The sequence below is a fragment of the Brevibacillus massiliensis genome (assembly GCF_000311785.1).
Classification (GTDB): domain Bacteria; phylum Bacillota; class Bacilli; order Brevibacillales; family Brevibacillaceae; genus Brevibacillus_C; species Brevibacillus_C massiliensis.
In genome coordinates, this window is the sequence record NZ_HE978537.1 from 154,091 (window position 1) to 167,361 (window position 13,271).

Annotated in this window: 12 protein-coding genes; 2 read left to right on the top strand and 10 right to left on the bottom strand. The window is 58.3% G+C overall.

The window, feature by feature from the left end:
* Nucleotides 1-178: 178 nt before the first annotated feature.
* Nucleotides 179-475, top strand: a complete 297-nt coding sequence (locus tag HGBM_RS26995) for a CcdC family protein (protein WP_483458287.1) — start codon at nt 179-181, stop codon at nt 473-475.
* Between the two features lie 211 nt (nt 476-686).
* Nucleotides 687-1,076 (top strand): DoxX family protein, encoded by a 390-nt coding sequence (locus HGBM_RS08220; RefSeq protein WP_019120615.1) that lies wholly within the window; start codon nt 687-689, stop codon nt 1,074-1,076.
* A 57-nt stretch (nt 1,077-1,133) separates the two neighbouring features.
* Here HGBM_RS08220 and pyrE read toward each other — a convergent pair whose 3' ends face one another.
* The 10 genes from pyrE to HGBM_RS08275 all read right to left on the bottom strand — a co-directional run bounded on the left by pyrE (nt 1,134) and on the right by HGBM_RS08275 (nt 13,235).
* Nucleotides 1,134-1,778: an orotate phosphoribosyltransferase gene (gene pyrE / locus HGBM_RS08225; protein ID WP_026074276.1), complete on the bottom strand. Its 645-nt coding sequence runs from the start codon at nt 1,776-1,778 to the stop codon at nt 1,134-1,136.
* 5 nt (nt 1,779-1,783) lie between these two features.
* Nucleotides 1,784-2,521 (bottom strand): orotidine-5'-phosphate decarboxylase, encoded by a 738-nt coding sequence (gene pyrF, locus HGBM_RS08230; protein WP_019120617.1) that lies wholly within the window; start codon nt 2,519-2,521, stop codon nt 1,784-1,786.
* 15 nt (nt 2,522-2,536) lie between these two features.
* Nucleotides 2,537-5,749: a carbamoyl-phosphate synthase large subunit gene (gene carB, locus HGBM_RS08235; protein ID WP_019120618.1), complete on the bottom strand. Its 3,213-nt coding sequence runs from the start codon at nt 5,747-5,749 to the stop codon at nt 2,537-2,539.
* Nucleotides 5,733-6,830 carry a carbamoyl phosphate synthase small subunit gene (locus tag HGBM_RS08240; protein WP_019120619.1) on the bottom strand — a complete coding sequence of 366 codons (1,098 nt, stop codon included), beginning with the start codon at nt 6,828-6,830 and terminating at the stop codon, nt 5,733-5,735. The genes carB and HGBM_RS08240 overlap by 17 nt, the downstream gene beginning before the upstream one ends.
* A 5-nt stretch (nt 6,831-6,835) precedes the next feature.
* The gene (locus HGBM_RS08245; RefSeq protein ID WP_019120620.1) at nt 6,836-8,128 is read right to left on the bottom strand and encodes a dihydroorotase; all 1,293 of its coding nucleotides are present in this window, start codon (nt 8,126-8,128) and stop codon (nt 6,836-6,838) included.
* Nucleotides 8,095-9,039 (bottom strand): aspartate carbamoyltransferase catalytic subunit, encoded by a 945-nt coding sequence (locus HGBM_RS08250; protein WP_019120621.1) that lies wholly within the window; start codon nt 9,037-9,039, stop codon nt 8,095-8,097. The genes HGBM_RS08245 and HGBM_RS08250 overlap by 34 nt, the downstream gene beginning before the upstream one ends.
* Nucleotides 9,040-9,087: 48 nt before the next feature.
* Nucleotides 9,088-10,434: a solute carrier family 23 protein gene (locus HGBM_RS08255; RefSeq protein ID WP_019120622.1), complete on the bottom strand. Its 1,347-nt coding sequence runs from the start codon at nt 10,432-10,434 to the stop codon at nt 9,088-9,090.
* A gap of 170 nt (nt 10,435-10,604) precedes the next feature.
* Nucleotides 10,605-11,141, bottom strand: a complete 537-nt coding sequence (pyrR, locus tag HGBM_RS08260; protein ID WP_026074277.1) for a bifunctional pyr operon transcriptional regulator/uracil phosphoribosyltransferase PyrR — start codon at nt 11,139-11,141, stop codon at nt 10,605-10,607.
* 212 nt (nt 11,142-11,353) lie between these two features.
* On the bottom strand, nt 11,354-12,415 hold the full coding sequence (locus HGBM_RS27000) for a TolB family protein (RefSeq protein ID WP_147512833.1): 1,062 nt from the start codon (nt 12,413-12,415) through the stop codon (nt 11,354-11,356).
* The gene (locus HGBM_RS08275) at nt 12,306-13,235 is read right to left on the bottom strand and encodes an RluA family pseudouridine synthase (RefSeq protein WP_019120626.1); all 930 of its coding nucleotides are present in this window, start codon (nt 13,233-13,235) and stop codon (nt 12,306-12,308) included. The genes HGBM_RS27000 and HGBM_RS08275 overlap by 110 nt, the downstream gene beginning before the upstream one ends.
* Between the last annotated feature and the right edge of the window lie 36 nt (nt 13,236-13,271).

Here is a 13,271-nt window from a genome sequence, read left to right on the forward strand (position 1 = left end):
TTCCCATGGATCATCTCTTATCGCCTGCTGTAATCGGTTTGGCTGTTGGCCTCTGCATGGCCATGTTCGTGATGGTAGTTCGCCTGCGTGCCGCCAAAAAGCCGGTTTCGATGAAAAAAATCATCATCCCTCCGATCGCGATGTCGACGGGGTTTGCGATGTTTTTTTCCCGGGAACGGTGTCTCCGCTCCCCTATGACATCATCGCTTTTTTCACCGGCACCTTGCTGTCCATCCCGCTGATCCTCTCCTCCAAGTTTGAGGTGAAGGGAAACGAAATTTACCTGAAGAGATCCAGGGCGTTTATCGCCATTCTGTTATTTCTCGTTGTGATCCGATCCGGCATCAAACTGTGGATTGGCGATTCGATTTCGGCGATGCAATCCGCCGGCCTGTTTTTCATTTTGGCCTTTGGCATGATTTTGACGTGGCGAATCGCGATGCTGATCAAGTATCGGCAGTTGGCTAAAAATTAAAGTTTGACCCACAAGAAGCATCTGCAGCTATCCGGCGCTGCAGATGTTTTTTTCTGTGAAAAACGTCTTGACGTTTTTCATAAAACATAGATGTCACCGCTTGCGGTCAACAAAACGGTCATGACCGTTTTGTTACTTGACAAAAGTAAGTAACATGCGGATAATACTAATAAAAAGTAAGTTACATTAATTTAATAACCAGGAGGTTACCATGATAAATCTCGGTCTTTTCCTCATTCGTCTCGTCGTAGGTCTTACATTTATGGGACATGGCGCTCAAAAGCTGTTTGGCATGTTTGGCGGTTACGGCCTGAAAGGAACCGGCCAGTGGCTGGAATCGATCGGGATCAAACCGGGCACGACAATGGCTTTGCTGGCCGGTTTGAGCGAGCTCGTCGGAGGAGCGCTGTTCGCCGCCGGGTTTTTAACGCCTGTCGGAGCGTTCCTGATCGTCGTCACGATGCTGGTCGCTATTTTCACAGTCCATGGCAAAAACGGTTATTGGGCTACGGCCAACGGGTTTGAGTACAATCTCATCCTGCTTGCCGTGGCAGTCGGAGTTGCCCTGACCGGCCCTGGTGCCTACGCGATTGGCGGATAAGCACGCAAAAACGGCAATCCCCTACAAACTCGCCTAGGCGAGCGTGCAGGGGATTGTTTAATTGGCAGGATAAAACGTATGCGGAGCCTGTTTCCACGCTCCGAGCATCTGCTCCTGTTTCGCGTCGATCACACCTTGTTCCCGTGCCGCTTCCAACAGAGCCGTATAGTTGGACAGGGTGTGCATCGGGATGCCAGCTTCGGCAAACAGCGCCTCTGCCGACGGGAACTGGTAGGAGAAAATCGCAGCTACACCGAGCACGCTGCCCCCCTCCGCCTGTACCGCCTGCGCCGCTTTTAATGAACTGCCGCCGGTGGAGATCAAGTCTTCGATCACGACGACTTGTTGGTTCGGACGAAGCACGCCTTCAATCTGGTTTTGCCGCCCGTGCCCCTTGGCCTTGTCCCGGACGTAGATCATCGGCAATTCCAGACGCTCCGCTACCCATGCGGCATGGGGAATCCCTGCCGTAGCCGTACCCGCTATAACCTCTGCACCGGGAAACCGCTCCTGAATCATTCGGACAAACGCATCGGCGATTTGTTTGCGAACGGCAGGGTAGGACATCGTCACCCGGTTGTCGCAGTAGATCGGCGACTTGATTCCCGACGTCCAGGTAAACGGCTGATCGGGACGCAGATGGACTGCGCCAATTTGCAGCAGACTGCTCGCTATTTGCTTTGCCACCTGGGTTGTTTCCATCTGATTCATCTGTGTTCCCCTCCCCCTTTTATCGATTGCACCATGGCCTGCCATGCGGCCAACGGTTCTTTTGCCTGCGTGATCGCCCGGCCGACGACAATAAAATCGCTGCCTCGGCCAAAGGCGTCGGCGGGAGTGGTCACCCGCGTCTGATCCCCGCGATCCCCACCGGCGGGGCGGATGCCCGGCGTGACGGTGTAGAAGGCGGCACCGGCAGCTTGCTTGATCAGCGGCACTTCCAGCGGCGAGGCTACGACGCCGTCCAGGCCGGCTCGTTTCGCCAGCGCGGCGTAGTGAACGACTGCGGCTTCCAGCTCACCGGGGATGCCAAGCTCCTGATTCATCACCTGCTGGCTGGTGCTGGTCAGCATCGTCACGCCGATCAAAAGCGGCCGGGCGCCGCCGGGCACCCCTGCTTCCAAGCCTTCACGCGCCGCCTCCATCATCGCCGTACCGCCGGCGACGTGGACGTTGACCATGTCAGCCCCAAGGCGCGCAAGACTTTTCATCGCCCCTTTGGCCGTGTTGGGGATGTCGTGCACCTTTAAATCGACGAAGACCTTGAGGCCTCGCTCCTTCAACTGGCTGACGATGCCGGGGCCGGCAGCGTAGAAGAGCTCCATGCCTACCTTCACGTAGCGCACTTCCTCTCCCAATTGGGCCAAACAGCGCTCGATCTCCTCGCCGGACGAAAAATCGAGCGCGAGGATGATCCGGTCGCGGATGTCATCGGACAATGCCATCCCTTCATTCCTCCTTTACTGGGCGACGACGGCCCTGCCGATGCGCTGCTGCGGCATCGCTTCCGTGGAAAAGGTAATCGTCTCCAGGACGTGCAGCAGCGCTGTGGCGGTATCGAGTGACGTGAGACAGACGGCCCCGTTCTCTACTGCTTCGCGGCGGATGCGGAAGCCGTCCCGCTCCGGCGCCTTGCCCCGCGTCAGCGTGTTGAGGACGATGTTGGCCTCACCCGTGCGGATGACGTCCAGCAGGTTTGGCGTGCCTTCCGACAGTTTTTGCACCCGGGTCACAGCCAGACCGGCCTGCTTGAGGCAATCGGCCGTACCTTCTGTCGCCATCAATTTGAAGCCGAGCTGATGGAAGCGTTTGACAATTTCCAGCGCTTCCGCTTTGTCCTTGTCCGCTACCGTGACCAGCAGTGTTCCGTGCGTGGGAATGTTCATGCCTGCCGCCAGCAGCCCTTTGTACAGCGCCTTGGCCAGTGTCTGCTCGCGCCCCATCACTTCCCCGGTCGATTTCATCTCCGGCCCCAGCGTGATATCCACCCGGCGCAGTTTGGTAAAGGAGAAGACCGGAACCTTGACGGAGACCATCTGTTCTTCCGGATGGTACCCCGGCTCAAAGCCCTGCTCGATGATCGAATGTCCGAGGATCGCCTTGGTTGCGATGTTGGCCATCGGGATGCCGGTGACTTTGGACAAGAACGGCACTGTACGCGAAGAGCGCGGATTGACTTCGATTACATATGGGCGATTTTGGTAGATGACGAACTGGATGTTGAGCAGCCCCTTGATTTGCAGCGCCCGTGCCAGTTTGGTCGTCATTTCGATCAATTCCCGCTTAATCTCTGCGGAAAGCGACTGCGGCGGGTAGACGGCGATCGAGTCCCCGGAGTGAACCCCGGCCCGTTCGATGTGTTCCATGATGCCTGGGATCAGCACGTGTTCGCCGTCGCAAATCGCGTCTACTTCCGCTTCCGTTCCAAGCATGTAGCGGTCGATCAGCACCGGATGGTCCGGATTTACCTTGACCGCCTGCTCCATGTAGGCGGTCAATTCCGCTTGGTTGTAGACGATCTCCATCGCCCGTCCGCCCAGCACATAGGACGGGCGGACCAATACCGGGAAGCCGATCGACTCCGCTGCCCCGATGGCTTCCGCAACGGACGTGACGGTTTTGCCCGGCGGCTGTGCCAGGTCAAGTTTGCGCAGCAGTGCTTCGAACTTCTCGCGGTTCTCGGCGGCGTCGATATTTTCCAGGCTGGTGCCGAGGATGCGCACGCCTCTGGCGGCAAGCTTGTCAGCCAGATTGATCGCCGTCTGACCGCCAAACTGGACGATGACGCCTTCCGGTTTTTCCTGATCGATGATGTTCATCACGTCTTCGATGTAGAGCGGTTCGAAGTACAGGCGGTCTGAGGTGTTGAAGTCGGTCGAGACCGTTTCCGGGTTGTTGTTGATAATGATCGCCTCGTAGCCGGCCTCTTTCAAAGCCCACACGGCGTGAACGGTGGCGTAGTCGAACTCGATCCCCTGCCCGATCCGGATCGGGCCGGAACCGAGCACGATGACCCGCTTTTTGTTCGTCCAGGTCCGCTCGTCCTCCTGCTCGTAGGCGGAGTAATAGTAAGGCGTGGCCGCTTCGAACTCGGCGGCGCAGGTATCGACCATCTTGAACACGGGGATGATTCCGCCTGACTTTCGCAGCTGGCGGACTTCTTCTTCGCTGCGTCCCGCCAGCTCGCCAATTTTCCGATCGGTAAAGCCAAGCCGCTTTGCCCTGCGCAGCAGCTCAAGGTCCAGCTCGCGTTCGCGCAGTTCTGTTTCAAAAGCGACAATACGGGCAAACTTGTGCAGGAAAAAGAGGTCGATCTTGGTCAAGTCGTGAATTTCACCGATGCCGATCCCGCGGCGCAGCGCTTCCGCGATCAGGAAGAGCCGCTCGTCATCCGCTGTCCGCAGCCGCTGGCGCAGGTCTGCTTCGGCAATCTTGTCCGCCCCCTTCAATTCGAGGTGGTAACAGCCGATCTCCAGCGAACGGATCGCTTTCATGATCGATTCCTCGAACGTGCGGCCGATGGCCATCACTTCACCGGTCGCCTTCATCTGGGTGCCGAGCTTGCGGTTTGCCGACTGGAATTTGTCGAACGGCCAGCGCGGAATTTTGCTGACGACGTAGTCGATGGTCGGCTCAAAGCAGGCGTAAGTCTGTCCGGTGACGGGATTTTTCAACTCATCGAGGGTGTAGCCGATGGCGATTTTCGCCGCCATTTTGGCGATCGGATAGCCGGTCGCCTTGGAAGCGAGCGCCGATGAGCGGCTGACCCGCGGGTTTACTTCAATGACATAGTACTGGAAGCTGTGAGGATCCAGCGCATACTGAACGTTGCAGCCGCCTTCGATGCCGAGCGCGCGGATGATTCTCAGGGCCGAGGAGCGCAGCATTTGGTACTCGCGATCGGCCAGCGTCTGGCTGGGGGCGACGACGATGCTGTCTCCGGTGTGGACCCCGACCGGGTCGATGTTTTCCATGTTGCAGACGACGATGCAGTTGTCGCTGGCGTCACGCATGACTTCGTACTCGATCTCTTTCATCCCGGCGATGCTCTGTTCGATCAGGCATTGGCTGATCGGCGAATACTTCAGGCCGCTGGCGACGATTTCGCGCAGGCTCTCCTCGCTGTCGCAGATACCGCCGCCAGTTCCGCCCAAGGTGTACGCCGGGCGGACGATCAGAGGATAGCCGATCTCATCCGCGAACGCCACCGCTTCTTCTACTGTGGAGACGATCACCGACTCCGGAACCGGTTCGCCCAGTTCTTTCATCAAGGCGCGAAACAACTCCCGGTCTTCCGCCCGCTTGATCGAGTCGAGATTGGTGCCGAGCAGCTTCACGTTCTCGGCCTCCAGCACACCCGCCTCAGCCAGGGCGACAGCCATGTTGAGCCCAGTCTGTCCGCCCAGGGTAGGCAAGAGCCCGTCCGGCTTTTCCTGCCGGATCACGCGGGCGACAAACTCCGGTGTAATCGGTTCGATGTAGACCTTGTCGGCCATGTTGGTATCGGTCATGATCGTGGCCGGGTTGGAGTTGATCAGCACCACTTCCAGCCCTTCTTCTTTTAAAGCCTGGCACGCTTGCGTTCCGGCGTAGTCAAATTCTGCAGCCTGTCCGATGACGATCGGGCCTGAGCCGATGACGAGGATTTTTTTCATGTTATCTAGCTTTGGCATAGGTTTTTTCCTCCTTCGCGCGAGCGACCATTTCCAAAAACTGGTCAAACAAGTATCCCGAATCGTATGGACCTGGAGCCGCTTCCGGATGGTACTGGACAGAAAATGCCTGTTTCCCGGGATGGCGCAGCCCTTCGATCGTTCCATCGTTTAAGGCGACATGCGTCACTTCCAGTCCCGTTCCTTGAATCGACTCGGCAGCTACCGCATAGCCGTGGTTTTGCGCCGTGATGTAGGTGCGTCCCGTAGCCAGCTCTTTTACGGGGTGGTTGCCGCCGCGGTGGCCGAACTTCATTTTGGTCGTGTCTGCACCGGAGGCGAGCGCCAGCAGTTGATGCCCCAAACAGATGCCGAACAGGGGAAACTCGCCGAGCAGCTGCCGGATCGTCTCGATCGATTGCGGCACGTCTTTGGGATCGCCAGGGCCGTTGGACAAGAGGATGCCGTCCGGCTGAATCCGGCGTATCTCTTCAGCTGTCACGTCGTACGGAGTGACGACGACGTCGCAGCCGCGTTTGGTCAGTTCGCGCAGGATGCCGTGTTTGGCACCGTAATCGATCAGCACGATCCGCTCTCCCGCTCCCGGGCAGCTAAACACGCTTTTGGTCGAAACCCGCGAGACCTGGTCGGTGATGAGCGGGGTGGACGCCAGCTCTGCTGCCAGTTCCTGTGCCGGTGTGTCACTCGTCGTGATCATCCCCCGCAGCGTGCCGTAATGGCGGATCTTGCGGGTCAGCATCCGCGTATCGACGCCGCTGATGCCGGGGATGTCATACGCCTTCAGCAGTTGGTCCAGCGTCTGCGCACTGCGCCAGTTGCTCGGCTGTTCGCAGTGCTCGCGAACGACAAAGCCGTGGATAAACGGGCGAACTGCCTCAAAGTCGTCCCGGTTGATTCCGTAATTGCCGATCAAGGGGTAGGTCATGACGACGAGTTGTCCGCAGAAGGACGGGTCAGACAGCACTTCCTGATATCCGGTCATCCCGGTCGTGAACACGACCTCGCCGCGTCTGTCTCCGACTGCTCCAAACGCTTCCCCGATGCACTCCGTTCCGTCTTCCAAGATCAATCTGGCTCTCATGCGGCTCACTCCTCTTCCTTCTCCTGTTGGTAAACTACCTTGCCGTCGACGATCGTCAGCACCGGCCAGCCTTTGCACCGCCACCCGGCAAACGGCGTATTCCGTCCTTTGCTGGCAAAGCGGGCAGGGTCAATCTCGCGTTCCGACTCCAGATCGATGACTGTCAGATCGGCCAGTTCGCCTTCCGCCAGTTTTCCGTAAGGCAGGCCGAAGATCTCTGCGGGCTTGACGGTCAGCTTCGCCACCAGCTCGGCCAGGGTCAATTCGCCTGTCAGCACCAGATGGGTGTAGAGCAGCGGAAACGCAGTCTCCAATCCCACGATACCAAACGGCGCACGCTCCAAACCCCTGGCCTTTTCCTCTTCCGTATGCGGCGCGTGGTCTGTCGCAATAATGTCAATCGTGCCATCCTTCAATCCGGCCAGGAGGGCGGCCCGGTCTTCCTTCGAACGGAGCGGCGGATTCATCTTCCAACGGGCATCGAGATCGTCCGGAATGTCTTCCTCGCACAAGAGCAGATGGTGCGGGCTGACTTCTGCAGTGACATTCACTCCTGCCCGTTTGCCGTCACGCACCAGCCGCACCGACTCCTTCGCGCTGATGTGGCAGACGTGGTAGTGGACACCTGTCTGTTCCGCGAGCAGAATATCGCGTCCGACGTGGATGGACTCCGATTCGGACGGGATGCCGGGGAGTCCGTGGCGGGCCGCCGTAATGCCATCGTGCAGGGCAGCGCCGGGTGTAAGCAGGTCGTCGTCCTCGCAGTGAGCGACGATGGACAGCCCATGCTCCCTGGCCTGCTTCATCGCTGTTTTCATCATCGCGCTCGACTGTACCCCGACACCGTCATCGGTCAGGGCGAAGATGCCTGCGGCTTTGAGTGCAGCGAAATCAGTCAGCTCTTGGCCAAGCTGCCGCCGCGTGATCGCCCCGTAAGGCAGCACACGGGCCTTTCCGGCTGCGCTCGCCTTGTCGAGAATGCTGCGCACGATCTCCACGCTGTCAATCACCGGACGGGTGTTGGGCATGCAGGCGACGGTCGTAAACCCGCCGCGGACTGCCGCGCTTGCACCTGTCTCAATCGTTTCTTTGGCTTCAAAACCCGGTTCCCGCAGGTGAACATGTACATCGATCAAGCCGGCGGAAAGAAACTTGCCGGAGAGCTCAATTACCTCGTGACCCCCGCTGTCGAGTGCTTCTGCTATCTTGGCTATCCGGTTTTGTTCGATCAAAACATCTCGTTTCACCAATTCTCCCGCTTCGTTTAAAACCCTACCGTTTCTAAGGACGATGCCCATGTTCCGATTCCTCCGTTCATCAAGTCTTCCAGTACTGCCATCCGTGCTGCGACGCCGTTCGCTACCTGGGTAAAGATCAGCGAGCGGTCGGAGTCGACCAAGTCGGCGTGGATCTCCACTCCGCGGTTAAACGGGCCAGGGTGCATGATCACAGCTCCCGGTTTCATCAGCCGGGCCCGCTCCAAAGTCAAGCCATACGCCTGGTGATACGCTTCCGCAGAGGAGAACAGCGCTTCTGCATGCCGCTCCAGCTGCACCCGCAGCATCATGACGACGTCGGCCGTGCGGATCGCTTCATCGATATCAGTCACACTGACGCCGGACGGCAGCTCTTCCTTTGGCCGCAGCATCGCCGGCGGGCCTGCCAGGAGCAGCTTGGCTCCCAATTTGGGCAGAGCGTGCAGGTGCGAGCCGACAACGCGGCTGTGGCGCAGATCGCCGATGATCGCCACGGTCTGGCCGGCGATTTTGCCAAAGTGCTGTTTGATCGTCAGCAGATCCAAGAGACACTGGGTCGGATGTTCGTTCGTTCCGTCACCGGCATTAACCAGGTGCAGCTGGACGTTCTCGGCCAGTTTTTGCAGCAGGCCGTTTTCACTGGTGCGGATCACCGCCGCCTCTACGCCCATCGTCTCCAGCATGCGGAGCGTGTCGAGGATGGTTTCCCCCTTGGTCGTCGAGGACGACTCCGCTGCGAAGTTAAGCACGTGCGCCCCCAGCCGCTTTTGCGCTACCTCAAAGGAAAAACGCGTCCGCGTGCTCGGCTCAAAGAAGAGGTTGGCGACGAAGCGGCCAGCGAGCAGGCCGCTTCTTTCTTCCGGCCGCTTGGCCCAGTATTCCGCCCGCTCCAACAGCGCCTCCAGATGCCCGGCGGCAAGCTCCCTGATTCCCGTCAAATGCTGTACTCTCATGTTTCGCACCCTCCCGTTTGTCGCATGTAAAAAAACTCCGGAAATTTGCTACTCTCCCGCACTCTTTCCCATCGCCGCTTCCTTGCCCGGCAGCACCGCATGCAGCACGATGCCGAGGAAGGTGGAGAAGGCGACGTTGTCGATCGTCAGGTTGGACAAGAACGACTGCCAGATGGTGGCGTCGGCAAAGCTGATCTTGTATCCGCCGATCCCTGTGACGAGAATGGCGGCAGTGATAATCATGTTCCGCTTATTGGCAAAGTCTACTTTGTTCTCGACGTACATCCTGAGGCCCTGGGCCGCGATCAGACCGAACAGCACGATCGAGACACCGCCCAGGACAGGCGTCGGGATGGTCATCAAAAGGGCGCTGATCTTCCCGATGAAGGAGAACAGGATAGCAAACACGGCAGCCAGGCCGATGACATTGCGGCTGAACACGCGGGTAATCGCCAGGACGCCGATGTTTTCGCCGTAAGTAGTGCTGGGCGGGCCGCCGAGAAAAGCCGCGATGGAGGTGGAGACACCGTCACCCAAGAGGCTGCGGTGCAGTCCCGGATCCTTCATCAAGTCCCGGTTCAGGATGCGACCGGTGACGAGCAGGTGGCCCAGGTGTTCGGCCAGGGTGACAAAGGCGACCGGCGCGATGACCAGGGCGGTAATCCAGGCACCCGGGGTCCTCATCGTTTCGACCATCAGGCCTACGTGCAGATGCTGCGAGAACATCTCTGCCGGGCTGATCAGCCATTTCGCGCCCGCCACTTGCGCCCAGTCGACGATTTCCGGGTGGCGCAGCAGGCTGTACACGTACCCGGCGATAATGCCGATCAGAATCGGGATGAGGGCAAAAAATCCGCGCAGCACCACTGCCGCGAGTATGGTCACGATCAAGGTGACGAAGGAAACCTCCATCGAAGTAAGCGAGAACACCGACTTGTCGTCCACCTTGATGTTGGTGGCCATGTCGACGGCGACGCCGGAGAGGCTCAGGCCGATGACGACGATGACCGAGGCGATCACCACCGGAGGCAGCAGCTTGTTCAGCCAGTTGACCCCGCTCCTCGCGACGATCGCCGCCACGATCATGTAGACGATACCGGAGAGGAAGCATCCGAGCAGTGCCATGCCTACCCCATGTGTTGCGCTGACTGTCATGATGGGACCGATAAAGGCGAAGGAAGAGCCCAGGTAGTTGGGAATCTTGCCTTTGGTAATGAACAAGAACAAGAGGGTCCCGATTCCGCTTGCGATCAGGGCCGCCGATACGTCCAGCCCGGTCAGGATCGGCACCAGGACGGTCGAGCCGAACATCGCAAACAAGTGCTGGATACTGAGTGGAAACAACCGTGTCAGTGCAGGTGTCTCGTGAACGTCGATAAAATCTTTTTGCTTCATCTTTTTCCCCTTCTTTCTATCTGACTTGCCTCTCTCTTGCCCAGAAAAAAACCTCTTTACCCGGAGGCAAAGAGGCAGACACTTTCTCACAGCATACCTGACACCTGTCGTCATACGCTATGTGGGAACCCTCTTGCCGACCTCACGGGATCAGCGTTAAAGAGGCGTATTCAACTGTGTTGGCGAATCGTCACCTGGTCGATCGAATCGACCTCGGCCAACTGCACCGCGACGATCTCGCTGCGCGATGTCGGCACGTTTTTTCCGACGAAATCCGGCCGGATTGGCAGCTCGCGATGTCCTCTGTCCACGAGGACGGCCAACTGGATCATCTTTGGCCTGCCCTGGTCGATCAGGGCGTCGAGCGCGGCCCTGACGGTTCGTCCGGTGTACAGGACGTCGTCGACGAGCACCACGGTTTTGCCTGTTACCTCGGTCGGCAGCCTGGCTCCTTTGAACTGGGCGTCTTCCGCTTTGTGCGTCAAGTCGTCGCGGTAAAAGGTGATATCCAGCTCGCCTACGGGGATTTGCGTGTTTTCGATCTGTCCGATCCGCTCCGCAAGCCGCTTGGCCAGATATATGCCGCGCGTCTTGATGCCGACGACGACGCAGTCCTCAACGCCCTTGTTTCGCTCAATGATCTCATGGGCAATTCTCGTCAGCGCCCGGCGAATCGCCGCTTCATCCATCAGCACGTTTTTTTCAATCAACGGCCATCTTCTCCTTTTGATTTTCCTGGCGAAAAACTTCTGCTGCCAAAACAAAAAGGCTTCTTGCCGCACTGGCAAGAAGCCGCTTCACACGCAAAAAAAATCGTTCTCCTGTGTGTGAAAGTTGTCCGATTCCTTGCCAGCCTCACGGGACTGGGTTTAAAGGTTCCTTATGTCATCTACGATTATGTCATGAATCGACATCGGAGTCAACCCGTCATTTTCGTTTCTTTTTGCCAGTACACCGCGATCCACTTCGGCAGGTAATTGCCGTAAAAGCCGCTGTCACCGGCAAGGTGGCGCAGCAGTTCCGTCTCCTGCCTGCTGCCCGCCGATGTAACGTAGAGCGAGCCGTGTTCAGCCCCGTCCATCCGGACGAAGAGCAGCTGCCTGCCATCGGGTGAAACCGCCGGATAGTAGTCAGCCGTCTTGGCGGAGCCTTGCGTCACCGGCTGTTCTTTCCCGTCGGACCCGCGCTCCCATATCCGCTGCCCCGGCACCATCACTTCCTCCGGGTTGTATTTGCCAAGCCATGCGGTGCTGCCCTTTCCGCGGGTGAAGTAGAGCTTGCCGGCGTCTGGATTCGACCAGACCGGCCAGGAATCGACAAACCCTGTTAGGCCTGCCTCGATCACCTTGAAGTCGGACGCAGTGACAACAGCCAGGGATTTATTGTCAGTCGCCTCTCTGCCCCTTCCCTTGATCACAGCCAGCTTGCTGCTGTCGGGCGACCAGGCAAACCATTCGGGGTAGCCCAAACCGCCGCTCACCGCTTCCGCTCTTGCCGGCTGCTGCATGTCGAGCAAGTAGATTCCTACCCCGTCGGCTGCGATCGACGCAGAGTTTGGCCTGACAAAAAAGGCGGCGTAGCGTCCGTCCGGCGAAACCGTAATGCCGTCTGCCTGGAATTGCTCAAAGTACGTCTCCGCATTCGCTGTCTGCTTCTCGCCGATTTGATAGGTTTCCAGCAGCTTTCCGGTCAGATCCGTTTTCATGATCCGGATCGGCGCCTCCTTGTCGGCAGCGGTGGACACCAGCAAGCTTTGGCCGTCCGGCATCCAGGAAACCTCGCGCAGCTCCCTGTCGCCCAGCGGGTGAGTGGTGGTTGCATTTTCCAGGAGACCAATCAAAAAAAACACGCCGAGAAATCCCGGCGTATCGTTAGAGCTGGCGCAAATAAGCGAGCAGATCGCTGAGCTCATCTGGCAGCGGCGCATCAAATTCAAGATATTCTTTTGTTCGCGGATGGACAAATCCAAGCGTTTTGGCATGGAGCGCTTGTCCTTCTATCTCTAGCCGATCTTTTTGCCCGTATTTCGGATCCCCTACCAACGGATAACCAATGTACTTCATATGTACGCGAATTTGATGCGTCCGCCCCGTTTCCAGTTTACATTCCACCAAAGTGTACCCTTTAAACCGCTCCAGCACGACAAAGTGAGTGACGGCCGGTTTGCTGTTCTCAAAGACGACGGCCATTTGCTGCCGGTTTTTCGGGTCGCGCCCGATCGGGGCGTCGATCGTCCCCATTTCGTGGGGAATCACGCCGTGGACAATCGCCACGTACTTGCGGTTTACCGTATGCTCTTTCAGCTGTTCGGCCAGACCGAGGTGAGCCTTGTCGTTCTTCGCCACCACCAGCAAACCCGAGGTATCCTTGTCAATGCGGTGGACGATGCCCGGCCGCAGCACTCCGTTAATCCCGGACAAGTCGCGGCAGTGATACAGCAGGCCGTTTACCATGGTGCCGCTGTAGTGCCCCGGCGCGGGATGCACCACCAGGCCGCGGGGCTTGTTGACCACAATCAGGTCGGCGTCTTCGTAGACGATGTCCAGCGGGATCGCCTCCGGCTTGATGTCGAGCTCCTTCGGCGGCGGAACGCGCAGGGTAACCTCGTCTTCCGCGGCCAGCTTGTAGTTGTTTTTGACCGGCTGACCATTTACCGTTACGCGCTCTTCCTTGATCCAGGTCTGAACCTGGGAGCGGGACCAGTCCTGATCCTGCATGGCGATGAACTTGTCGATCCGCTCTCCTTGATCTGCCGGATCGACTGTCCAATCGTATCGTTCAAAGGGTGTTGTTTCGTTCATCTCGTACTCCTTGTCGCGTTTCTTCGTTAGCATGCC

Bases quoted from the DNA above. Each gene is read 5' to 3' on its own strand.
- HGBM_RS08275 (WP_019120626.1), bottom strand. From the start codon at position 13,235: ATGAACGAAACAACACCCTTTGAACGATACGATTGGACAGTCGATCCG.
- HGBM_RS08245 (WP_019120620.1), bottom strand. From the start codon at position 8,128: ATGGGCATCGTCCTTAGAAACGGTAGGGTTTTAAACGAAGCGGGAGAA.
- HGBM_RS08240 (WP_019120619.1), bottom strand. From the start codon at position 6,830: ATGAGAGCCAGATTGATCTTGGAAGACGGAACGGAGTGCATCGGGGAA.
- carB (WP_019120618.1), bottom strand. From the start codon at position 5,749: ATGCCAAAGCTAGATAACATGAAAAAAATCCTCGTCATCGGCTCAGGC.
- HGBM_RS27000 (WP_147512833.1), bottom strand. From the start codon at position 12,415: ATGCCAAAACGCTTGGATTTGTCCATCCGCGAACAAAAGAATATCTTG.
- pyrE (WP_026074276.1), bottom strand. From the start codon at position 1,778: ATGGAAACAACCCAGGTGGCAAAGCAAATAGCGAGCAGTCTGCTGCAA.
- HGBM_RS08220 (WP_019120615.1), top strand. From the start codon at position 687: ATGATAAATCTCGGTCTTTTCCTCATTCGTCTCGTCGTAGGTCTTACA.
- HGBM_RS08250 (WP_019120621.1), bottom strand. From the start codon at position 9,039: ATGAGAGTACAGCATTTGACGGGAATCAGGGAGCTTGCCGCCGGGCAT.
- pyrF (WP_019120617.1), bottom strand. From the start codon at position 2,521: ATGGCATTGTCCGATGACATCCGCGACCGGATCATCCTCGCGCTCGAT.
- HGBM_RS08255 (WP_019120622.1), bottom strand. From the start codon at position 10,434: ATGAAGCAAAAAGATTTTATCGACGTTCACGAGACACCTGCACTGACA.